Here is a 22,835-nt window from a genome sequence, read left to right as displayed (position 1 = left end):
CATGTCGGCCCACGATCTGATCTCGTCGCTGCCCACCGATCTCTGGCTCGGCGGTACGCAGACACCGTCGGCGTCGGGTTCCCGATTCTCCGTACTGAACCCGGCGACCGGCGAGGAACTGACTACCGTCGCCGACGCCACCGCGGCCGACGGGATCACCGCGCTCGATCTCGCTGTTGCGGCGCAGGAGGCGTGGGCGGCGACGCCTGCTCGCGAGCGGGCAGAGATTCTGCGGCGTGCCTTCGACCTACTGCAGGCGCGCGCGGCCGATTTCTCCCTGTTGATGACTCTCGAAATGGGAAAGTCATTGGCGGAGAGCCGCGGTGAAGTGAACTACGGCGGCGAATTCCTGCGCTGGTTCAGCGAGGAGGCGGTCCGCATCGGCGGCCGGTTCACCCCCGCGCCGGCAGGAAACGGCCGAATCCTGGTGACCAAGATGCCCGTCGGCCCGGTGCTGGCCATCACCCCGTGGAACTTTCCTCTGGCCATGGGAACGCGCAAGATCGGGCCCGCTCTGGCTGCCGGATGCACCGTCATCGTCAAGCCGGCCGAGGACACTCCGCTCACGATGCTCCTTCTGGGGCAGGTATTCGCCGACGCGGGGTTGCCCGATGGGGTGCTCTCGATCCTTCCGACCTCCGACGCCGCGGCGGTCACCGGACCGCTGATGGACGACCCCAGACTGAGGAAGGTCACGTTCACCGGATCGACCGGAGTGGGAAAGCTGTTGGTCCGCAACGCAGCCGACCGCCTGCTACGGACGTCGATGGAGCTCGGTGGCAACGCTCCGTTCATCGTGTTCGACGACGCGGATATCGACGCGGCCGTGGACGGGGCGATGCTCGCCAAGATGCGCAACGGCGGCGAGGCCTGCACGGCGGCCAACCGCTTGTATGTTGCGAACTCGGTGCGTGAGGAATTCACCGTGAAGTTGACGGCGCGAATCGAGGCCTTGACGGTCGGTGCCGGCGATCGGGAAGGCACCGACATCGGGCCGCTCATCAACGACAAACAGCGTAGAACGGTCACCGCACTGGTCGACGATGCCGTCGCGAAGGGTGCTCGGGTGCGCACCGGCGGCACGGCGCCGGATGGACCTGGATTCTTCTATACGCCGACGGTTCTCGACAGTATCCCCGCGGACGCGAATCTGTTGCAGGACGAGATCTTCGGACCTGTCGCGGCGATCATCGGATTCGACACCGAGGCCGAGGCCGTGGCCGCAGCCAACGACACCAGGTACGGGTTGGTGGCGTACTTCTACACAGAAAGCCTCGACCGGGCCCTGCGGGTGTCGGCGGCTCTGGACACCGGCATGGTCGGGGTCAATCGCGGTGCGATCTCCGACGCGGCCGCCCCGTTCGGTGGCGTCAAGGAATCGGGTTTCGGACGCGAGGGTGGTTCGGAAGGCATCGAGGAATACCTCGATACCAAGTACATCGCGCTGCAGTAGCCGGTGCACGTAGCGCTCCACTCCTGGCCGAGGGTGCGGGAATTCCCCGATGCACGGCCAGGAGTGGAGCGTCATGTGCCGAGATCATCGGCCCATTCGTCGGTCCAATTCGTATCTGACCGCGTCGAGGAACTGCTCGGTGGTCAGGTGGTTCTGGTCCTCGCCGATCAATGTCGCGAGGTCCTTCGTCATTCGACCGTTTTCGACGGTTCCCACGACGACGTGTTCGAGTGTGCGGGCGAACCGGCCCACTTCGGGGGTTCCGTCCAACGTGCTGCGGTGTTCGAGGCCGCGAGTCCAGGCGAAGATCGACGCGATCGGGTTGGTCGATGTCGGTTCACCGGCTTCGTGCTCACGGAAGTGGCGTCGCACGGTTCCATGGGCAGCTTCGGTCAGGCATGTCCTGCCGTCCGGTGTCAGCAGGATGGACGTCATCAAACCTGGCGAACCGAATCCCTGTGCAACCGAGTCCGACTGCACGTCACCGTCGTAGTTCTTGCATGCCCACACATACCCCCCTTTCCACTTCATGGCCGACGCGACCATGTCGTCGATGAGGCGGTGTTCGTACGTCAGTCCGGCTGCCTCGAACTCGGTCTTGAACTCGGTCCGATAGATGTGCTCGAAGACGTCCTTGAATCGGCCGTCGTACGCCTTCAGGATGGTGTTCTTCGTCGACAGATAGACCGGATAATTCTGCTGCAAGCCATAGTTCAACGAGGCTCGCGCAAAATCGATGATGGACTGGGTGAAGTTGTATTGGCCCTGCACCACTCCGCCGAGGCTCTCGTCGGTGAACCTCACCAACTCGTGCCGTATCGGTTCGCTTCCGTCGTCGGGAGTGTAGGTGATGGTGACGGTACCCGGCCCAGGCACAGTGAAATCGGTTGCGCGGTACTGGTCGCCGAAGGCGTGACGTCCGATGACGATGGGTTCGGTCCACCCAGGAACGAGTCGGGGAACATTCGAGATGATGATCGGGGCTCGAAAAATTGTTCCCCCGAGTACATTCCGAATCGTGCCGTTGGGTGAGCGCCACATCTGTCTCAGTCCGAATTCCTCCACCCTGTCGGCGTCGGGCGTGATGGTGGCGCACTTGACGCCGACACCGTACTTCTCGATAGCTCGTGCAGCATCGACGGTCACCTGATCGTCGGTGGAGTCACGATTTCGTATTCCCAGGTCGTAGTACTCGAGGTTCACGTCGAGATACGGAAGGATCAGATGATCCCTGGTGTATTGCCAGATGACTCGGGTCATCTCGTCGCCGTCCAGTTCGACGACGGTGCCCTCGACTCGGGTCTTGGACTTCGGCATGAGAGTTGGGTCCCTTCAGTGGACTCTGCACTGCGGCAGAGTCATTCGTTGTATCCGAAAATCGAATTCCACGCGGCCTGATCCTCGGCGGAATGGGTGGTCGATTCCTCCGGGGTGATCCGGTGCACCTTGGGATCGGTGAAGTCGGGGAGCTGAGCACCGAGAATGTTCGGCGGATCGACATCGGTCCGTACCGAGTACTCACCGAGGTCGGTGAACACCCGCTGGCCGCGGGTGGAGAGGTTCCAGTTCATGAATACCTCTGCGGCAGCAAGATTGCGTGCGGTGTCGGCCACTCCCGTGTAGTAGTCGTACGAGGTGACTCCCTCGTCCGGTACGACGAAATCGACAGGAGCGTTCTCGTTGTTCGCAATGTTCACGCTGCTCACAACGACGGTGCCCGCGTTGATCTCGCCGCGGGCCAAGGCGTCGAGCTGGGCCCCGATGGAGTCGAACACTCGTGCCTCCGAGGAGTATCGGCGGAGGTAGTCGTCGCCCAGGACATCGCGCTGAAATCGAGTCAGAGCGAGCGCGCTTCCGCCCGAACCGGCCTGCGCGATACCGAGTTTGTCGTTCCAACGATCCTCGAGAAGAGAATTCCACGACGTCGGCGCGTCGGTGGGATCGACGACTGCGCGGTTGTACCCGAAGGTGTAGATCGGGTTGAACGTGCGGAAATATCGGTTGTCGTCGAACGAGACGTCATCCTGGAGATTGTCCGCAGTATCGGGCAGGTAGGGCTGGAACAGTCCGCGCTCGGCCAAACCCCGAACGAAACCCGGGTCGGAGATCCGGATGACGTCTGCATCGAGGCGACCGGTGCTGTATTCGGCCGTGAGGCGTTCGTAGAGCCGATTGGACGTCAAGCGAACGAGTTTCACATCGATACCGGTGTCGGCCTCGAACTGTTCGAGCACCTCGGATTCGGTGTCCTGCGTGTATCCGCTGTACAGCGTGATGGTGCCCTCGGATTCTGCGCGCGACCACAGATCCGGGTCTGCGATCTGCTCGCCGTCGATCACCAGAGCCCCACCTGGTTCGGTGATGGACGCGGCCGGCCGTGCCAGCGATGGGGCCTGCGGTGGTGGACTGCATGCGGTCACCGCGGCGACTGCGATGGCGCACACTGCGGCACCGAACCGCCGGATCGTCGATGTGGTCATCTACTTGGACTCCTTTGCGCCGAATCGGCGGGACAGTGCAGAAAGAACGCCGATCACGACGCAGTAGAGCAACCCGAGTTCGGCGGCCGATCGGATGGATCCGTTGTCGTAGGCGTCGAAGATCGCTATGGACAGCAACCTCGTGTCCGAAGTGAACAGGAAGAGAGCTGCCGTCAATTCGCGCATCGACAACATGAGCAGCAGCAGAAAGGTCGAGGACAGCCCGATTCGGAGCAGGGGCACTGTCACGAATCGGATGGCCTTCGCTCGGCTCGCGCCGAGCATCACTGCGCTGTCCTCGAGGTCCTGGTCGAGCTGAACGATGGAGGAGGACACTCCGCGGTATCCCTGCGGCAGGAAGACTGCGATGAATGCGACGACGAGGACGGCGAGAGTTCCGTAGATCGGCACGGGCAACGCCAACCAGGTCCAGAGCAAACCCAGCCCGAGCACGATCGCGGGAACTGCCAACGGCAGCATGGCCACGTACTCCAGCACCGATCGTCCGGGCGACCTGGTCCGGTACCGGGTGTACGCCAGCGCGAAGCAGAAAGTAGTGCCGATGGCCGCGGTCGACACACCGACGATGACACTGTTGAGTACAACGTTGTGGAAGTCCGGGTCCTGAACTGTTTGCCCCAGGCTCCACAAGGACAACGCGCCGGCATCGAACAACTCCCCGAATCGAGCCAGGTACGGGCTGGTCTGGAGCGACGCCACCACGAGTGCTCCCATCGGGAGTGCCACGGCGAGAACGAAGTACAGCCATGCGAGAGCGGCGGCCGGCCAACGCCAGCCCCGAAGCGGCACTTGCCGTGCGCGCACTCCCTTACCGCTCACAGTGGTGAATTCCTTGCTGCCGGTCACTCTGTTCTGCAAGGCCACGACGACCACGAGCAGAACGGTGAGGACGACGGCGATGGCTGCCGCGTCGTTACTGCGAGCAGGCGCAGCGTTCATGAGTCGATAGATGAGGGTGGGCAGGGTGTCCACGCCGCCGGGTACACCGATGACCTGTGCGACGGCGAAGTTCTCGACGGTCAGAGCGAATACGAGTATGCCGGATCCGATCGTGGCAGGAAGCACGAGCGGAAAGGTGATCTTGCGGAGCATCTGGGTGAGCCCTGCCCCGTGGAGGCTGGCCGCATCTTCCAGATCCGGACTCATCAAAGACAACGCCGAGTGAATCATCAGGAACGGATAAGGAGCGTAATACAGGCCGAGAACGAAGATCATTCCGGCGAAACTGTAGATGTCGACGAATCCGGGGAGTCCGAGTGCAGTCAGGGCCAGATTGAGGTAGCCGGTTGCGGGGCCGGCGAGCAGAGCCCACGCCAGCGCACCGACGAGCGACGGCAGAAACAGCGGGGCAATCCCGATGCCGTAGATCAACTTTCGACCCGGGATGTTGGTTCTGGCGGCCAAGAACGCCAGTGTCGCACCGATGAGGAGGGCGAGAATCGACGATCCGATTCCGACGATCGCGGAGCTCCACATCGCCTCCTGAGCCGACGGGCGTCCCAGTAGAGCGAAATTGTCGAAGGTGAAATTACCGAAGTCGAAGACGTTGCTGCGGTCGGGATTGTCGGTGAAGGCACCCATGACGATGAAGAACATCGGGCACAGGACGATGAGCGTGAGAAGCGCGAGTTGGACGAGTGTCGGAAGGCTTCGCCGGAGCCGTGGGTTGCGTGTGCGTGACACCGAGACACCCGGCGTCGGTGCCGGTGCTTGCCGTGGACGGTCGGTGGTCGGGGCGCTCACGAGAGAGCCCCGACGAGCTGCGTGCGGTCGTCGACGAGAAGCTGTGCGGCTCCTGGTGTGACGTCGACGTCGACTCGTTCTCCGACGTGCAGCGCCCGTTTCGAGGCTCCGGTGGCGAGCGCCTCGATATTCGGCCCTCCGTCGAGAGTGATGCGGTAGCGAATGGACGCGCCCTGGTAGCTCGCGACGTCGACACGCCCCGCCCAACCCACTCCCGCAGACGTGTCGTCGTGCACAGGCGTGACGGTCAGGTCCTCGGGACGCAGACACACGAGCAGTCGGTCCGCATTGTCGGGCACGGTGGCATCGACTCTGATCGTGAAATCGTGGTCGGTGAGCGTCACTGCTCCAGACATGCCAGGAGTGGGTGAGCACGCGAACAGGTTGCCCACGCCGAGGAACTCTGCGATCGACCCGCTCGCGGGCGCAGTGTAGATCTGATCGGGTGCGCCGCTCTGGACGATGCGACCGTTCTGCATCAGCGCAATGCGGTCGGCCAGGGCAAATGCTTCCACCTGATCGTGAGTGACGTAGATCGTGGTGAGGCCGAGTCGCAGTTGCAGTTCACGCAGTTCCATTCGCAGGCGTTCGCGCAGGCGCGCATCGAGATTGGACAGCGGCTCGTCGAGCAACAGGACGTTGGGGCGCATGACCAGACTCCGTGCGAGGGCTACCCGCTGCATCTGCCCACCGCTCAACAGGCTGGCTCCGCGCTCGGCCAACTCACGCAGCCCGACCAGATCGAGTGTCTCGTGCACGCGAGAGACGAGTTCGTCCTTACCGACTTTCTGCATCTGCAGCGAGAACGCGACATTCTCGAACACGGTGCGATGAGGCCATACCGCGTACGACTGAAACACCATTCCGACGTTGCGCTTGTTCGGGGGTACGGTTCGACCGCTGGAAGAATCATGCATCACGTTGTCGCCGATTGTGATTCGGCCTTCGTTCGGACTTTCGAGACCTGCGACGCAACGCATGGTGCTGGTTTTGCCGCAGCCCGATTGACCGAGCAACACGAGGGATTCTCCGTCGGCAATCTCGAGATCGAGGTCCCGGACGACGGTGTTCTTGCCGTAGGCAAGGGTCAAATTCTCTATCGATACTTTCATGGAAATTCCTTCGGCTTGTCGGTTCTTCTCAGACCCGAGACTCGACGAGCTGATGCAACGCTCGAATATCACTGTCGTCGAGCGTGATCCCGTCTCGGATCTGCTCGTGGTACCGCGCCATCTCGTATTCGCCCGGTAGTCGAACGGGATCGGCGGGATCCGTCGCCGGAACCGAATGCAACCGATCACCGAAGTCCTGGACGCGCTCGTGCAACCCGGGCCCGGAGAGCAACAGTTCGGTGTTGACAAGGATGAAGAAATGACCCAGGTTCTGGGCCCGCTCGGGTGAGACACTCCATGAGCTGACCTTGTCCAGATACGCTGCACCGGAGAGTAGTCCGGCAAACAGGTCGACCATCACCGCCAGCCCGTATCCCTTGTGGCCCGCGATGGGTTGCAGGAACCCCGAGAGCGCAGCGCTCGGATCGGTCGTAGGTCGGCCTTCGCTGTCGGTGGCCCAGGTGGCGGGAATGGAGCGGCCATCGTTTTGGGCGGCTCGAATCTTTGCTCTCGCTGCGACGCTCAACGCGATGTCGAGAAAAATGGGGTCGCCTCCCGGATTGGGGACGCCCCATCCCATCGGGTTGTTGCCCACTCGCGTGGCCTTCCCTCCGGACGGTGCGATCGTGGTCGTGGCATTGCTGGCGATGATCGCCGCGAATCCCTCCGAGGCAGCCTTGAAAAGATAGGGCATGACCGGGCCGAAATGGTTGCTGTGCCTAGCGAAAGCCGCTCCCACGCCGCATGTTCGGGCACCGTCCATGGCTGCAGCGAGTGCAGCACTACCGACCAGAGGTCCCACCGCATTGGCGCCGTCGACCAAAGCCAGAGCCGGTGCCGGCCGGGTGGTGGTCACCACCGCGCACGGATCGATGCCCCCTACGGTGGCGCGATCGAGGTACTGCGGGACCCGTTGTATTCCGTGCGTATGAATGCCGAACAGGTCGGCCAAGACGAGGACTTCTGCGATGGTCCGAGCTGACGCCTCGGACATACCGCAGGTGATCAGTGCTCGCGATGCCAGATCTTCGAGGTGGGCGGCGGGAACCGTAACTGTCGACATGGTGCCATGGCTTTCTGTGCAGTCGAGGGAGTGCCGAGGACGTTCACGGAACAGGTCCGGCGAACGGTGGCCTATGGCCTGGATCACTCTCGAAAGTCACTATGGCAGCGCCAGCCGATAAGTAGTAGTCAAGGTTTCTTGAGTCTGACATAAGAGATGCTAAAGTGAGGTCGATGAAGGCGGACTTGACCCGGTTGCAGATCTTGTCGGCTGTCGGACGACACGGATCGATGGCCGCTGCAGCCGACGAGCTGAGCTACACGTCTTCAGCTGTCTCGCAGCAGATCAGCAAGTTGGAGTCCGAACTCGCCGTCGAGCTCGTCGAGCGACATGCCCGCGGTGTGCACTTGACCGAGGCCGGGCGAGCGGTTGTCGCGAGGGCGCGCGCCATCGACGAGCAACTCGACGGGATGAGAGACGATCTCCGTGAGCTCGCCGGAGGCTTCACCGGGACTGTTCGCTTCGGAGTCTTTCCCACGTTTGCCGCGTCGTTGTTGCCCGACGTCGTCATCGGTCTGCGTGAGACCCACCCGGGAATTCGCTTGTCGGTACACTCGAGCCGAATCGCGCCCCTGCGGGAGTTGCTCGAGACGCGGCAGCTCGATCTGGCGCTGACGTGGGACTATCCATGGAATCGAACCGTGGACGAAGGTCTGACAGTTCGCGAAATACTCAGCGACCCAACGGTGTTGATCGTTCGACGCGATCACGAACTCGCGCACGCGGATACGGTCGAGCTCTCGGATCTGAGTGACGACGACTGGATCGTGCGAGCGGGTGGTCACCCCACTGCAGAGCATCTCTGGCGCTGCGCCCGTACTGCCGGCTTCAGACCGACGGTGGTGGTGGAAGCGAGCGACTACCAGGAAACGCAGGCCATGGTCGCTGCAGGTCTCGGAGTCACGTTGTGCCCCCAACTGGCCACCAGCTACGTACGCGGCGAGGTCGTCGTCAAGCGACTCGCCGCGTCCGTGCCGGCACGGCGTATCTGTACGGCCCGTCCGTCGGACGTCACACCGTCCGTTGCCAGTCTCCGCTTGGAGGCGCTGCTTCATCAGGTCGTGAAGGGATACAACGCTTCTCGGGGGTAGGCGTCCGACGGTTCGGCGTCGGTGCAGGATGTCGGAGTGATGCCTCCGCTCAGCCCTGGGCAGCCGCGATCCGGTCCTCGGCCAGACGATCGGCTGCGGCTCCCAGCAGAATGCCCTCGGTACGCGCGATGGCGAAGATGCCGGAGACGGTGTCGCGGATCTTCCCGATCGTGGCCATCACCTGGGCCGAATCCTTACCGCGCAGTTCGCCTTCCACCTGGATCAGTCCGCCGGCGTTGGCTACGTAATCGGGTACCCAGACGATTCCGCGCGCCGCCAACATCTCTTCGACGTCGGGTGTGAGCAGCTGATTGTTGGCCGCGCCGCAGACGATGGACGCCGTCAATCGGGCTACCGAGGAGGCGTCGAGGGTGGCACCCATGGCGCACGGTGCGTAGACGTCGATGTCGGCACCGATGATGTCGGATTCGATGGTGACCCCGGGGAAGTCCAGGGCGATGCGCTCGAGTGCGGGTGCATAGGAGTCGCTGACGATCACGTCGGCACCGGCATCCCGAAGAAGGGCGACGAGGTTGTATCCGACCTTTCCTGCACCTTCGACGGCGACACGCTTACCGGTCAGATCATCTGAGCCCCAGACCGATTCGGCTGCCGCACGGAGCGAAAGAAGGACCCCGAGTGCGGTCTGCGGACCGCTGTCGCCGGTGCCGCCTGCAGTGGTGTTCTTGCCGACGACGTGCGCGGTCTCTTCGGCGATGATGTCGAGATCGTTGCTGTTGGTGCCCACATCGCCTGCGGTGACATAGGTTCCACCGAGCGACTCGACGAACCGGCCGTATGCGTTCAGCAGCGTCGGGGTCTTGATGGCGGTGGGATCGCCGATGATCACGGCCTTGCCGCCGCCGAGGTCGACGCCCGCGACGGCTGCCTTGTAGGTCATCCCGCGGGAGAGCCGCAATACATCGGTCAACGCATCCTGCTCGGATGCGTAGGGGTAGAAGCGAGTTCCGCCGAGGGCCGGCCCGAGAACGGTGGAGTGGACGGCGATGATCGCGCGCAGCCCGGTATCGCGGTCCTGGCAGAACACGACGCGTTCGTGTGCGGAGTCGCGCGGCATGTCGGGACGGTCGAAGACGCCTGCCGTCGAGGAGAGGGAGCGGGGCGGGGTGCTGGCTACGGCGGCGGGGTGGTCGGCAACGACGGACACAGGCGGTCTCTTTCGGTGATGAGGCGGCGGTACCCGGAAATGGGTGGTATCCGGGAACATGTCCGTCGAAGAGTGCCGTGAACGTGCACGCTGGTCAACCGCCGTCGCCGAGATCATGCATCTTGCACGGTGGAGGCTGAATCGGTCTGGCAGAGCTGGTCTGCCTGCTCAGCGTCGGCCGTCTTCGGCGAGCTGTTCGAGCAACGGCTTGGTGCGGTACTGGATCAGTTCCGACATGGCGATGGACATGTTGGTGCGCTCGACTCCTGGTATCTCGAGAATCAGACCGGCGATGCGGTACAGGTCGTCGGCGTCGACGGCGGCGATGCGGATGTGCATGTCTGCAGCTCCGGACAGCCCGAACACCTCGAGTACCTCAGGGATGGTGCGGAGATTCTCGGTGACCGCCGCCAGCATGTGCTGATTGACCCGTGCGGTGACGAACGCCTGCAGCGGTCGCCCCAGCGACTTCGGCGGGATGCGGTGATCGATCGGAGTGAGTGAGCCTTTGTCGTCCCATCGGCCGAGACGCGCCTGGACGGTGTTTCGCGACAAGCCCAGTGTCGTGGCGAGTTCGACCCCGGTGGCGCGAGGCTTCGAGCAGAGGGCGAGGAGAAGCTTGGCGTCGGTCTTGTCCAAATCGGTCATTGCGCACTTCCTGTAGCTCGGTCGTTAATCAATATTGTGCACGTTGCGCAGTTTCGAAGTCATCACTTGTGCAGTCTGGATGTCGGTGGTGTCCTTGTGAAGGACATCACATCAGGACGGAGAGTGCCAGGACCATGAACACCAACTCGCTGGTTCAGCTGATCAAAGAATCGGGAACCGTGGTGCGCAACGAGACCTACTCGCCTCTCGTCGCCGATATCGACACGGCCGCGATGATGGAGATGTATCGCGATCTCGTCGTCGTCCGGCGCATCGATTCCGAGGCCACCGCGTTGCAGCGGCAGGGCGAACTGGGTCTGTGGGCACCGCTGCTCGGTCAGGAAGCGGCGCAGGTCGGATCCGCTCGTGCACTCGACACCGAGGACTTCGTGTTCGCCAGCTACCGCGAGCACGGCGTCGCTTACTGTCGCGGGGTAGACCCCACTCAGATGCTGCGGTTCTGGCGCGGATCGACGCTATCGGGCTGGGACCCGTACGAGTACCGGATGACCACACCGGCGATCATCGTCGGATCGCAGGGTCTGCACGCGACCGGGTACGCCATCGGCATGCAGCTCGAGGGTGCCGAAGGTGCGGCCATCACCTACTTCGGTGACGGCGCGACCAGTCAGGGCGACATCTCCGAAGCGCTCGGTTTCGCCGCCAGTTTCCATGCGCCGGTGGTGTTCTTCTGCCAGAACAATCAGTGGGCGATCTCCGAACCGGTGACGGTACAGACCAAGACGACGATCGCGGCCCGCGGCGAGGGCTTCGGTATTCCGTCGGTGCGCGTCGACGGCAACGACGTTCTGGCCGTCCTGGCGGTGACCAGAGCAGCGCTGGCGCGCGCCCGCGAGGGTAGTGGCCCGACGCTCATCGAGGCCGTCACCTACCGGATGGGCCCGCACACCACGTCCGACGATCCGACGCGATACCGCTCGGGTGCCACCGACGACGAATGGCGTGCGAAGGATCCGATCGATCGAATCGAGAAGCTGCTCCGTCGAATCGGCGTGTACGACGACGCGTTCGCCGCTTCGGTGAAGCGCACCGCCGACGACGTCGCGGCGGAACTCCGCCGTGGGTGCCTCGAGACCGTCGAGCCGGAAGCGATGTCGGTGTTCGACAACGTCTACGCCGATCCACACCCCCTCCTGGACGACGAGCGAGCCCAATTTGCCTCGTACCAGGCCGGATTCGAAGGAGCCACGTCATGACCACCATGGAAAGTATTGCGCCGCAGCGGCCCACGAGTCTTCCGTTGGGCAAGGCCATCAATGCAGGTCTGCGACGAGCGATGGAGAACGATCCCAAGGTTCTCCTCATGGGCGAGGACATCGGCAAGCTCGGTGGCGTCTTCCGCATCACCGACGGCCTGCAGAAGGACTTCGGACCCGGTCGTGTTCTCGATATGCCGCTGGCCGAGTCCGGCATCATCGGCACCGCAGTCGGACTCGCGATGCGGGGATTCCGGCCGGTGTGCGAAATTCAGTTCGACGGCTTCATCTATCCGGCCTTCGACCAGATCGTCTCGCAGGTCGCCAAGCTGCACTACCGCACGAGTGGCAACGTGAAGATTCCGATGACGATTCGCGTGCCCTACGGCGGCGGAATCGGTGCCGTCGAGCATCACTCTGAGTCGCCCGAGGGCTACTTCGCGCAGACCGCGGGCCTTCGCGTCGTCACCTGTAGCAATTCTGCAGACGGCTACTCGATGATCCAACAGGCTATTGCCAGCGACGACCCCGTGTTGTTCTTCGAGCCGAAGCGTCGGTACTGGGAGAAGAGCCCGATCGACCTGGACTCCACCGATCCGGGCGCGTCGTACCCGCTGCACCGGGCGCGGGTGGTCACCGAGGGCACCGATGTCACACTCATCGCCTACGGCCCGCTCGTCGCCACCGCCCGCAAGGCCGCCGAAGTGGCTGCCCACGAGGGAATCTCGATCGAGGTCATCGATCTGCGCTCGCTGTCCCCGATCGACTTCGAGACCATCGAGGCCTCTGTGCGCAAGACCGGACGTCTGGTCGTCACACACGAGGCACCGGTGTTCATGGGTATCGGCTCCGAGATCGCCGCACGGATATCCGAACGGTGTTTCTACAACCTGGAGGCACCGGTGCTGCGCGTCGGCGGCTTCGGGACCCCGTACCCCGCGTCGAAGCTCGAGAAGTTCTACCTCCCCGACGTCGACCGGATCCTCGACGCCGTCGACCGCTGCCGCTCCCACTGAATTTTCGCTCACTGCCTACGACAGACACCGAACAGGATTCGACGATGCCCACCATCCAGAGTTTTCCGTTGCCCGACCTCGGGGAGGGTCTCACCGAGGCCGACCTGCTGACCTGGCTCGTCGCCGTCGGTGACACGATCGAGTTGAATCAGAACATCGCCGAGGTCGAAACGGCCAAGGCTGCCGTCGAACTTCCGTCACCGTTCGCGGGGGTGGTTGTTGCGCTGCATGTCTCGGAGGGCGACACCGTCGAGGTCGGGGTCCCGATCATCGACATCCGAGTAGGCGGCGACACCCAGGAGGAGGTGACTGCCCCGCCGAGTGTCGAGACAGCCACCGACACGGACGAGGCAGCCCCCGGAGAAGACAACGACGAACGGATTCCGGTTCTCGTCGGCTACGGCGTGGCGAAGGAAGGATCCAGTCGACGCGGCGGCCGGGGACCAGCTCCGGTCACCGCGACATCGAGTGGTCGGAACGGCAAGCCGTTGGCCACACCGCCGGTGCGAAAGATCGCCAAGGACAACGCCGTCGACCTGGCCGAGGTGCCCGCAACCGGAAGCCACGGTGACGTCACGCGTGAGGACATCGAGACTTACCTGAAGGGTGAGGAGCCGGCGGAGGCGCGGGCCCCGCACCGGACCGGCCGCGAAGAGCGCACGCCGATCAAGGGGGTGCGCAAACATACGGCGGATGCGATGGTGCGCAGTGCATTCACCGCTCCGCACGTCACCGAATTCGTGACCGTGGACGTCACCGAGACCCTGGCTCTGCTGGAATCCCTCCGGTCCTCGACCCACTTCGCGGACGTGCGGCTGACTCCGCTGGCGTTGGTTTCCAAGGCAGTTCTGGTAGCACTGAGATCGAACCCGTCCCTCAACTCGTCCTGGGACGAGGCGGCTCAGGAGATCGTCACCAAGCACTACGTCAACCTCGGCATCGCCGCAGCGACCCCGCGCGGCCTGATGGTGCCGAACATCAAGGACGCGCACGAACTTTCGTTGGTGGACATCGCGCGTGCACTGGCAGATCTGACGCGGACCGCGAAAGAAGGCAAGAGCAGTCCGGCCGACCTCGCCGACGGCACGATCACGATCACCAACGTAGGAGTGTTCGGAGTCGACGCCGGGACGCCCATTCTCAATCCCGGTGAAGCGGCCATCTTGTGCTTCGGTTCGATCCGCCGTATGCCCTGGGAACACGAGGGTGCCATCGCACTGCGTTCGGTGACGACGCTGTCACTGTCGTTCGATCACCGTCTGGTCGACGGCCAGCAGGGATCACAATTCCTCGCCCTCGTCGGTCGGCTGCTCAGCACTCCGATGGATATGATCGCCCTGAGCTGATTCCGCGGCTCGATGGAGACAGGTCGATGGAGACAAGTCGATAGAGACAAGGGTGCGCGCGTGGCCGAGGCAATCGACGAGTACTTCCTGAAGCAGGTTCGCTTCGCCCGGCCCGGTGGGTCGGTCGTCGCGGATCCGGATCGACTGCTTCGGTACTTCGACGCGCAGCTCGCCAGCAGGCATCTCGACTTCGCGGCCCGTTGGTTGCAGTCCGAGGGCTTCGGTTACTACACCATCGGATCGTCGGGGCACGAAGCCAACGCAGCCGTCGGGGCAGCGACCGAGGTCACCGACCCGGCGCTGCTGCACTACCGCTCCGGTGGTTTCTATGCCGCACGCGCACAACAGCATTCGGACTCGAACCCGATCCGGGACGTACTGGCGAGTCTGGTCGCCTCGACTCGAGATCCCATGTCCGGCGGCCGCCACAAGGTGTTCGGGCATCCGGCTCTGGGCATCGTCCCGCAGACGTCGACCATCGGGTCCCAGGTTCCGCGGGCGGTCGGTCTGGCGTTCGCGCTCGGTCGGGCGAAGGCGATGCGTCATCGAACCCCGTGGCCCGAGAACGCCGTTGTGGTGTGCAGCTTCGGCGACGCCTCGGCCAACCATTCGACGACGGTGGGTGCGCTCAACTCGGCTGCTTATTGTGCGCATCAGTCCGTTCCGATGCCGATCCTGTTCGTCTGCGAGGACAACGGCATCGGGATCAGTACCCGATCGCCGCGGGGGTGGATCGCGCAGTCGCTCAGCCGATTACCGTCGATCGAGTACGTGCGGGCCGACGGCAACGATCCGATCGCACTGATGCGCACCGTCGACGCCGCCGTCGCTACAGTGCGCAATCGGCGGCGTCCGGTAGTGCTCCACCTCGAGACGGTGCGGCTGATGGGTCACGCCGGATCGGATGCCGAACTCGCCTACCGCTCCAGCGCAGACATCGTCGGTGACTACGAGCGAGATCCGTTGGTGGCCAGCGCTCGTGCGTTGGTCGGCGCCGGGATCTTGACTGCCGCCGACGTCGAAGGCCGATACCAGGCGATGCGCGAGACCGTCATGGGCGAGGCCGAGGCGACGGTCGACTCGCTGCGCTCCGGGGAATCGTCGCGCCTCGCTACCGCAGAGGCGGTGATGGCTCCGCTCACCGATAGGCGACCGACCGCCGTGGCTGCTACCGAGAGCAGTCTGCGAGGTGCTCACAACGAAGGTCGGCTCACGCTGGCCGCGATGATCAACCGAACTCTCACCGACATCATGACGACGCGACCGGACGTGCTCGTGTTCGGCGAGGACGTTGCCGTCAAAGGCGGCGTCTACGGCGTCACGAAGGGCTTGCGTAAAAAGTTCGGCGCAGCACGAGTTTTCGACACTCTGCTCGACGAGCAAACTGTGCTCGGCACCGCCCTGGGTGCGGCGCTCGCTGGATTCGTCCCGATACCCGAGATTCAGTATCTGGCGTACCTGCACAATGCCGAGGATCAGCTGCGTGGTGAGGCCGCGTCGCTGAAGTTTTTCTCCGACGCCCAGTACACCAACGGGATGGTGGTACGCATCGCTGGTTTGGCGTATCAACGCGGTTTCGGCGGACACTTTCACAACGACAATGCGGTCGCTGTTCTGCGCGATATTCCGGGCATCGTGGTTGCGGTTCCGAGTTCGGCGGCCGAGGCCGCCGGTCTCTTGAGAACCTGTGTGGCACTGGCCGCGGAGGAGGGGCGAGTGTGCGTGTTTCTGGAGCCCATTGCGCTCTATCACCGCACCGATCTGCTCGACGGCGACGGTGCACTGCGCTGTGCCGACAATTCATCGGGCGATTTCGGCACCGTCGCAAGCCATCTCGACGGAGATGATCTGGTGATCGTCACGTTCGGTAACGGAGTGGTGATGAGTCGACGCGCCGCGTCGCGGTTGAGCGAACGCGGGATCGCGGTGACGGTCGTGGACCTACGTTGGATAGTTCCCCTGCCGGCCGAGGATCTGTTGCACCGGCTGGCACGCTTCGATCGAGTGCTGATCGCCGACGAGACCCGGCACGACGGGGGAGTGGGTGAGGGCGTCGTGACCGCTCTCGTCGAGGGCGGCTACGACGGTGCCATCGCGCGAGTCTCCAGCGCGAATTCGTTCGTCCCCCTCGGCGGCGCGGCCGATCTCGTCCTTCTGTCGGAAGACGAGATCGTCGACGCGGCCGTGCGGATGATGGACGCCGGGTGACCTAGTGAACCGGTTGTGCGGGGGCGAGCGCCTCGCTGTCGGTTCGTGCCGGTGCCCGGATGAAGAACGACGCCGCCACTGCGACCAACGACACGGCCCCGCCGTAGAGGAAGGCTGTGTGTATTCCGGCCTCCGAGCCGCCCACAGCAGTTGCGCCGTCGGCGATTCTGGCTGCTGCGGTGTTGGACATCACGGTGACGAACAGTGCGGTACCGGCAGCACCGGCCAACTGCTGGACCGTGCTGAAGATGGCACTACCGTGCGAGTACAGCTGGGTGGGAAGCGATCCCAGCGACGAGGTCATGAGCGGCGTCATGATGAGTGCCAGGCCCGCCGAGAGCAACATGTGGATACCGATCACGAGCGGCAGTGCAGTCTGCGCGTCCAGCACGGTCATCGACCACAGCGCGCCGCTCACCACCACGGCACCGGGAATGACCAACGGACGCGGCCCGATTCGGTCGAAGATGCGTCCGACGAACGGGGCGAGCAGACCCATCAACAGTCCGCCGGGAAGCAACATCAGTCCGGTGTCGAGAGTGTCGAGTCCGCGGACGTTCTGTAGGTACATCGGTAGCAGGATCAGTGCGCCGAACAGGGCCATCATCGAGATCGCGATCATACCGAGTCCGATACTGAAGGTGGGAGTGCGGAACGGACGCATGTCCAGCAGAGCGCCGCCGCGATCCTGACGCGAGATCTGCCGGAGAACGAACACCACGAGGGCGACGGTACCGACGACCAGCGGCAGCCATACCGGCACCATGGACTCCTCGGCCGAATGCCCCAGGCTGCTCAGGCCGTAGACGATGCCGCCGAAAGCCAACGCGGACAACACGACCGATACAGGATCGAACGACGGCCGACTGGTCTCGGTCACGTTCTTCACCAGAGTTGTGCCGATGGCGAACGCGATGAGTGCGATCGGAAGGACAAGCCAGAACATCCAACGCCAGTTGAGCGAATCGAGGATGATCCCCGAGATCGTCGGACCGATCGCGGGTGCCACAGCGATGACGATGGAGATCACGCCCATCATCGCGCCGCGTTTGTGCGCTGGAACCACGGTCAGCACCGTGGTCATCAACAGCGGCAACATGATCGCCGTGCCGCTGGCCTGGGTGACGCGCCCGAGCAGGAGCATCTCGAAGCCCGGAGCGGAGGCAGCGAGCAGCGTGCCGACGGTGAACAGGGTCATGGCTGCCACGAACACCTGACGCAGAGTGAAGCGCTGGAACAGGAATCCGGTGATGGGGATTACCACCGCCATCGTGAGCAGAAATCCGGTGGTGAGCCACTGTGCGGTGGTCGCCGTGATGCTCAGGTCGACCATCAGGGTAGGCAGCGCCACGCTCATGATCGTCTCGTTGAGGATCATGACGAAAGCCGCGATGACGAGGATGCCGATCAGTAACTTGCTGCCCGGCGCGAGCTGCGCGTCGGGTGCGTGGTCGGTCTCAGGTGTGGTCATGTGTCGAGAACTTTCGGGTATCGGTGCAACGTGTGGAGCAATTCTTGTGTGTAGACAGCTTGAATCATAATGACAGTGACTGTCAACTTGAATCTTGCTGGTATGTTGACAGTCAGACGTTAGAGGAGTGACCGATGGATGGAGGACGATGAGCGATCGAGTACCGGATCTGCGAGAGCGACGTCGTCGGGAAACCCTCCTCGACATCACCCGTGCTGCGCTCGATCTGTTCGAGACGCAGGGCTGCGCCGCAACGACGGTCGACCAGATCGCACGTCGGGCCGGTGTATCGCCCAGCACGTTCTTTCGTAGCTTCGCATCCAAGGAAGAATCGGTTCTCGGGCTCGCCCCGGAGTTCGAGCTCGATATCGACGCCTGGCTGGCATCGACGGCCCCCGCGGACATCACCCTCGCTGCTATCGAAGCACTGTACGAGCGATCCGTCGAACGATTATCCGCTGCACCGCACGAGGCGCGAGATCGACTCCTGCGTACCCGACGGCTGATCGGGCGCGACGACCACCTGCGGGCCGCCGCCTTCGCGACCGACGCCATGACGCTCTGTCGCGTCACCGACTCGGTTGCCGCCAAGCTCGGTGGTCACGAATCACGTTCGTACGCACGGTTGCTGGTCGAGGGTGCCGGCATGGCCATGCGGATCGCCTTCGACGACTGGGCCGAGCGCATCGACGCCGGGCAGGACGCCGACCTGGTGGACATCTACCGAACTACGCAGCGCGATCTACGACGCGTGGTCGCCGGATGACTGCACACGTCGTGCGCGGAACTTCGTAGCAGGGGTCGAGTTTTCGTGCACGTGGCGCGAAGCGCCTCTCACCTGAAGCGGCTGGGCGACAGGTCCGCTTCGTCGAGCCCGCGCAGGGTCACATCGACCGGAAGTTGTTGCCGCCGTGCCAGAGACGCGCCGACCCGGGCCAGCGCTGCGCACGTCTGGATTCCGTACCCACCCTGACCGGCGCACCAGAAGAAACCCTCGATATTCGGATCGAATCCGACGACCGGAGTTCGGTCGGGCACGAAGCTGCGCAAACCGGCCCAGGACGACCGGACGTGCCGCGCCGTCAACGTGGTCGCCTCGGCAATGTCGTCGAACGCTCGGGCGATCTCCAACTCGTCCGGGCGGGCATCACTCGGCTCGGTGGGCGTCTCGTCCGCAGGCGAGCACAGTAGTTGTGTGCCTTCGGGTTTGATGTAGAACTTCTCGTCGATGTCGCTCAATGTCACCAGGTGCGCGGTATCGAGGTCGTCGGGTGCGGCCACCATGAACACCGAGCGACGCATGGGCACGAGTCCGGTGGGCTCGGCTCCCGCCATTGCCCCGAGAACATCCGCCCATGCGCCCGCGGCGTCGACGACGAGTGGAGCAGTGTGTGTCGACCCATCGGTGGTGTGCGCGTGCCACAGTCCGTCGATGCGCCTCAGTGACCTCACCCCGGTCCCGGTGTGGACGCGCCCGCCCCGCGCACGGAGCCCTCGCACGTAGCCCTGATGCAGGGCGTGCACGTCGACTTCCATCGAATGCGGCTCGTACAGAGCGCAATCGATCAATTCGGGGCGCAGCGGCGGAAAGAATGTGCGCGCGTCGGCAGGCGAAACCAGTTGTGCGTCGGGCGTCAAGCGGCTGACGTCGGCGTACATCGCTTCGAGCGCGTCGCCTCGTCCGGTGGACGCGAACTGGAGCAGGGGGCGCGGGGCGAGCAGTTCGGATCGAAAGTGCTCCGGCGGGTTCTCCAGGAAGTCTCGGCTGGCCGTCGTCAGAGCACGAATCGTGTTGTTGCCGTAGGTTTCCAGAAACAGCGCGGCCGAGCGTCCGGTGGTATGGAAGGCCAGGGTCTTCTCGCGCTCGAGCAGGGTGACTCGGTGATCGCTCGCGAGTTCGTATCCGAGCGAGACACCGCCGATTCCGCCGCCGACAACTATTACATCGGTGGTAGGCGTGTCGTGAACGGATGTGCTCATGGAGTTCTCCCGTTCCTCGGCTGGGTGATTTTCGGCTGGGCGGTCCATTGAGCGCCGGGGCCGACCGCCTCGTCGAAAATCAGCCAGGTTCGGGTCGACAGTATCCCGTCCAGCCCCTGCAACTTGTCCAGCACCAGATGCCGCAGCGCCGATGTGTCAGGAGCACGGACCAGAACGAGCGCATCGAAATCACCGCCCATCAAGCTGACGTGCTCGACGAACGGATAGGTACTCAGGTCGTCGGCGACGGCACGCCACGAATCCTGCCGAATGGACAGAGCCACATAGGCGGATGCGCCGACTCCGGCCTTCTCGTAGGCGATGCGTGCGGTGAACCCCTCGATGACGCCCTCGTCGAGGAGGCGGTCGACGCGTACGTAGGCGTGTGCCCGGGAGATGTGGGTTGCCTCGGCCAATGCGCGCATGGACATTCGGCCGTCACGGCTCAGCTCGGTGACGATGCGTCGATCCACGTCGTCGAGCTCGTACTCGGTCTGTGCCATCCGTCCACTCCAGGTCGTTCACGAGAGGTCTGTATGGACAGACTGTCACATCAGTCGCGCTTGGGGGCCATACATCTACATCTGGGCCCCTGATTTGAAAGCTGGTCCACTGGCCCGCACTCTGTGTAGAACAGAAAGGCCGAGACGAACACGTGCAGAAGGGGTACCGCATGACCACGACGGACACGCTCGATCACGTCACGACCTCGGTCGCACGGCGCGTTCGCGAGGGGTACGAAGCAGATTTCGTCGAATGGACCGATCGCGGTATCGATCTCGTCCGAACTTTCCCCGGCTTTCTCGGTGGCGGCTGGCTGCGCAGTTCCGGCGGATCCAACGACTACCACGTGGTGTACCGGTTCGAGACCCACGACAACCTCGACGCGTGGCTGCACTCGGATTCTCGACGCCGCTGGCTCAGCAGCGGCAGGCCCATCGCCGACGACGTTGCAACACATCGTCTTTCCGGCGTGGAGGGATGGTTCGAGCCGCAGTCCAACCTGACCGACGCTGTTCGAGTGATCGGCGGCCCGCCACCCCGGTGGAAGCAGGCGATCTCGATCGGTGTGGCGTTCTATGCCGTCAGCTTGCTGGTCAACATCGTTCTCACACCACATTTGACGGGGTTGAACGTCGCCCTGCGAACGGCGGTCGTGGTGATGATGTGCACGCCGTTGATGGTTTACGTGGTGATGCCGTTCGTCACCTCCCGGCTGCGGAAGTGGCTCGTACCCCGCGTCTGAGCCCAGCCTCGCTTCTCCACAACCTCGCTTCTATACAGTCGGGATCATGCCCGACGCCCGTGTGCACAACCAGTTCGCTCTCGACGGGGCCTGGAACTTTCGAGACCTCGGCGGTGTTCGCACTGTCGACGGCTCGAGGATTCGGCCCGGAAAGTTTTATCGCGCATCGGAATTGAGTGCTCTCACCGAGCGTGGTCAACGCGCCGTGGTCGATCTCGGGATACGCACGGTGTTCGATTTTCGCAGTGACTCCGAGATCGCACGAAGTGGTGTCGACAGAGTTCCCGACGGCGTGCAGTCGATCTCGGTGCCGTTCCACAACGACATCGGTGAGCGCGCTCCGCACGAGGTACCGACCCACGAAGAACAGAGTCAGGTCGACTACCTGCTACGCGCGTACGCGTCGTTTCCGGTGCTGGATGGGGCGGCGCACGCGATCAAGCAGGTGGCGGAGGCTATTGCCGCTCGACGAGGCGGAGTTCTGGTGCACTGCGCCGCGGGTAAGGATCGGGCGGGGTGGACCGTCGCGACTGTGCTGCGTGCCGCCGGAGTGAGCGAGGACGAGATCCTCGCCGACTACCTCGCCAGCAATGCTGCAGTGGAGCCGCTGCTCGCCCATGTGCGCCGGATATGGGCAGGTACCGATGACGTCGAAGAGCCCGGGGAGGCGTTGTTGGGAGTCCGCGCGTCCTATCTGGAGCGCGGAATGCAGGCTGTGACGTCGAATCACGGGTCGTTCGAGGCGTACCTGAGTCACTTGGGTATCGATGAACATCTGCGCGGACGGCTCGTGGCCGAATTGGTTCAGGACTGAGCGGTAGCCTCTGCGTCATGCGAATCGGACAGACGGCCCCGGATTTCGAGCTCCCCGATCATTCGGGTGAATCCCGTGCGCTCTCCGAGCTGACGGCATCGGGCCCGGTGGTGCTGTTCTTCTATCCTGCGGCCAACAGCCCCATTTGCACCGCCGAGGCCTGCCATTTCCGGGACCTCGGAACAGAATTCAGCAGATTCGGCGCGCAGCGAGTAGGGATCAGCACCGACACACGCGACAAGAATCAGCATTTCGCTCTGCAGAGGTCCTTCGACTTTCCACTGCTGTCCGATTCCGACGGCGCGGTGGCCGAACAATTCGGAGTGCGGCGAGGTGGGTGGTTCACCCGGCGGCGTCGGCTTCGTGAGCTCGAACGCGGGCGGGCGCATGCGGCCAACCGTGGGTACCTGCGGCAGCTACTGTCCGTGAAGCGGACGACATTCGTGATAGATCGGCACCGAGTGGTGCGGATGGTGGTGCAGAGCGAACGCGGTCACGTGCACGCGACCAAGGCCTTGGAATACCTGCGTTATCTGTCTTGACGCCGAAGTGCGCCGCTATTCGTTCGCGCCGCTGAACAGGGCGGTGTAAACGGCAGGCTTGGAAGCCTCGGCATGCGCATCGGTCGACGCGTCGTCGGGATGGCTGAAGAGTGCCTCGTTCTTGTCCTTGTGTTCCATTCCCCGAGCATGCCCCTAGTCGACCGCAATAGCCACTCGCCGCGCGGAACGCATGCGTGTGACGGGTGGGATACTGCT

The 22,835-nt window shown here is 63.6% G+C and carries 21 protein-coding genes; 10 read left to right on the top strand and 11 right to left on the bottom strand.

Going from position 1 to position 22,835, the window contains the following annotated elements:
- Position 1: 1 nt before the first annotated feature.
- Positions 2–1,453 (top strand): NAD-dependent succinate-semialdehyde dehydrogenase, encoded by a 1,452-nt coding sequence (locus tag CH294_RS01460; RefSeq protein WP_094736776.1) that lies wholly within the window; start codon positions 2–4, stop codon positions 1,451–1,453.
- 84 nt (positions 1,454–1,537) lie between these two features.
- Here the strand turns inward: CH294_RS01460 and CH294_RS01455 are convergent, their stop codons facing one another.
- The 5 genes from CH294_RS01455 to CH294_RS01435 are packed head-to-tail and all read right to left on the bottom strand — an operon-like array spanning position 1,538 to position 7,872.
- Complete coding sequence (locus CH294_RS01455; RefSeq protein WP_094736775.1) at positions 1,538–2,770, bottom strand: NADP-dependent isocitrate dehydrogenase; 1,233 nt, start codon at positions 2,768–2,770, stop codon at positions 1,538–1,540.
- A 41-nt stretch (positions 2,771–2,811) separates the two neighbouring features.
- The gene (locus tag CH294_RS01450; RefSeq protein WP_094736774.1) at positions 2,812–3,933 is read right to left on the bottom strand and encodes an extracellular solute-binding protein; all 1,122 of its coding nucleotides are present in this window, start codon (positions 3,931–3,933) and stop codon (positions 2,812–2,814) included.
- Positions 3,934–5,697 carry an iron ABC transporter permease gene (locus CH294_RS01445; RefSeq protein ID WP_249304974.1) on the bottom strand — a complete coding sequence of 588 codons (1,764 nt, stop codon included), beginning with the start codon at positions 5,695–5,697 and terminating at the stop codon, positions 3,934–3,936.
- A complete protein-coding gene (locus CH294_RS01440) occupies positions 5,694–6,809 on the bottom strand; it encodes an ABC transporter ATP-binding protein (RefSeq protein WP_094736773.1) in 1,116 nt (371 codons plus the stop codon). The genes CH294_RS01445 and CH294_RS01440 overlap by 4 nt, the downstream gene beginning before the upstream one ends.
- Before the next feature lie 28 nt (positions 6,810–6,837).
- Positions 6,838–7,872, bottom strand: a complete 1,035-nt coding sequence (locus CH294_RS01435; protein ID WP_094736772.1) for an Ldh family oxidoreductase — start codon at positions 7,870–7,872, stop codon at positions 6,838–6,840.
- A gap of 173 nt (positions 7,873–8,045) precedes the next feature.
- Between CH294_RS01435 and CH294_RS01430 the strand changes: the two genes are divergently transcribed.
- On the top strand, positions 8,046–8,963 hold the full coding sequence (locus CH294_RS01430; protein WP_094736771.1) for a LysR substrate-binding domain-containing protein: 918 nt from the start codon (positions 8,046–8,048) through the stop codon (positions 8,961–8,963).
- 49 nt (positions 8,964–9,012) lie between these two features.
- On the opposite strand, the gene CH294_RS01425 is transcribed toward CH294_RS01430, so the two are convergent.
- Both CH294_RS01425 and CH294_RS01420 read right to left on the bottom strand, forming a co-directional pair.
- The gene (locus tag CH294_RS01425) at positions 9,013–10,041 is read right to left on the bottom strand and encodes a Glu/Leu/Phe/Val dehydrogenase dimerization domain-containing protein (RefSeq protein ID WP_249304980.1); all 1,029 of its coding nucleotides are present in this window, start codon (positions 10,039–10,041) and stop codon (positions 9,013–9,015) included.
- A gap of 258 nt (positions 10,042–10,299) precedes the next feature.
- Positions 10,300–10,779, bottom strand: coding sequence for an Lrp/AsnC family transcriptional regulator (locus CH294_RS01420; RefSeq protein WP_032376573.1), 480 nt, complete (start codon positions 10,777–10,779; stop codon positions 10,300–10,302).
- Between the two features lie 134 nt (positions 10,780–10,913).
- Here CH294_RS01420 and pdhA point away from each other — a divergent pair, with 134 nt between their 5' ends.
- Genes pdhA through CH294_RS01400 form a run of 4 tightly spaced genes read left to right on the top strand, consistent with a single transcriptional unit; the run spans position 10,914 to position 16,566 of the window.
- Positions 10,914–11,996 carry a pyruvate dehydrogenase (acetyl-transferring) E1 component subunit alpha gene (gene pdhA, locus CH294_RS01415; protein WP_032404769.1) on the top strand — a complete coding sequence of 361 codons (1,083 nt, stop codon included), beginning with the start codon at positions 10,914–10,916 and terminating at the stop codon, positions 11,994–11,996.
- Positions 11,993–13,012 carry an alpha-ketoacid dehydrogenase subunit beta gene (locus tag CH294_RS01410; RefSeq protein WP_037176488.1) on the top strand — a complete coding sequence of 340 codons (1,020 nt, stop codon included), beginning with the start codon at positions 11,993–11,995 and terminating at the stop codon, positions 13,010–13,012. Before pdhA ends, CH294_RS01410 begins: the two co-directional genes overlap by 4 nt.
- A 44-nt stretch (positions 13,013–13,056) precedes the next feature.
- Positions 13,057–14,358 (top strand): dihydrolipoamide acetyltransferase family protein, encoded by a 1,302-nt coding sequence (locus tag CH294_RS01405; protein ID WP_094736769.1) that lies wholly within the window; start codon positions 13,057–13,059, stop codon positions 14,356–14,358.
- Positions 14,359–14,418: 60 nt separating this feature from the next.
- Positions 14,419–16,566: a thiamine pyrophosphate-dependent enzyme gene (locus CH294_RS01400; protein WP_249304973.1), complete on the top strand. Its 2,148-nt coding sequence runs from the start codon at positions 14,419–14,421 to the stop codon at positions 16,564–16,566.
- Position 16,567: 1 nt separating this feature from the next.
- Here the strand turns inward: CH294_RS01400 and CH294_RS01395 are convergent, their stop codons facing one another.
- Positions 16,568–18,037, bottom strand: coding sequence for an MDR family MFS transporter (locus CH294_RS01395; protein WP_094736767.1), 1,470 nt, complete (start codon positions 18,035–18,037; stop codon positions 16,568–16,570).
- A 148-nt stretch (positions 18,038–18,185) separates the two neighbouring features.
- On the opposite strand from CH294_RS01395, the gene CH294_RS01390 reads away from it, so the two are divergent.
- Positions 18,186–18,803 (top strand): TetR/AcrR family transcriptional regulator, encoded by a 618-nt coding sequence (locus CH294_RS01390; RefSeq protein WP_094608126.1) that lies wholly within the window; start codon positions 18,186–18,188, stop codon positions 18,801–18,803.
- Between the two features lie 68 nt (positions 18,804–18,871).
- Here the strand turns inward: CH294_RS01390 and CH294_RS01385 are convergent, their stop codons facing one another.
- Together CH294_RS01385 and CH294_RS01380 are read right to left on the bottom strand one after the other, a co-directional pair.
- Complete coding sequence (locus CH294_RS01385) at positions 18,872–20,017, bottom strand: FAD-dependent oxidoreductase (protein ID WP_094736766.1); 1,146 nt, start codon at positions 20,015–20,017, stop codon at positions 18,872–18,874.
- Positions 20,014–20,520 carry an Lrp/AsnC family transcriptional regulator gene (locus CH294_RS01380; protein WP_052058303.1) on the bottom strand — a complete coding sequence of 169 codons (507 nt, stop codon included), beginning with the start codon at positions 20,518–20,520 and terminating at the stop codon, positions 20,014–20,016. Before CH294_RS01380 ends, CH294_RS01385 begins: the two co-directional genes overlap by 4 nt.
- Before the next feature lie 170 nt (positions 20,521–20,690).
- Between CH294_RS01380 and CH294_RS01375 the strand changes: the two genes are divergently transcribed.
- From CH294_RS01375 to CH294_RS01365, 3 genes are read left to right on the top strand one after another with little or no spacing between them, the layout of a single operon-like run.
- A complete protein-coding gene (locus CH294_RS01375; RefSeq protein WP_094616422.1) occupies positions 20,691–21,263 on the top strand; it encodes an antibiotic biosynthesis monooxygenase in 573 nt (190 codons plus the stop codon).
- A 46-nt stretch (positions 21,264–21,309) separates the two neighbouring features.
- Positions 21,310–22,077, top strand: coding sequence for a tyrosine-protein phosphatase (locus tag CH294_RS01370; protein ID WP_094736765.1), 768 nt, complete (start codon positions 21,310–21,312; stop codon positions 22,075–22,077).
- Between the two features lie 17 nt (positions 22,078–22,094).
- On the top strand, positions 22,095–22,619 hold the full coding sequence (locus CH294_RS01365; RefSeq protein WP_032404779.1) for a peroxiredoxin: 525 nt from the start codon (positions 22,095–22,097) through the stop codon (positions 22,617–22,619).
- A 15-nt stretch (positions 22,620–22,634) separates the two neighbouring features.
- On the opposite strand, the gene CH294_RS27960 is transcribed toward CH294_RS01365, so the two are convergent.
- The gene (locus CH294_RS27960) at positions 22,635–22,757 is read right to left on the bottom strand and encodes a hypothetical protein (protein ID WP_254925592.1); all 123 of its coding nucleotides are present in this window, start codon (positions 22,755–22,757) and stop codon (positions 22,635–22,637) included.
- Positions 22,758–22,835 lie beyond the last annotated feature (78 nt).

This window comes from Rhodococcus sp. 14-2483-1-1, assembly GCF_002259335.1.
Taxonomy (GTDB): Bacteria; Actinomycetota; Actinomycetes; order Mycobacteriales; family Mycobacteriaceae; genus Rhodococcoides.
This window is presented reverse-complemented; position numbering and strand designations above follow the sequence as displayed.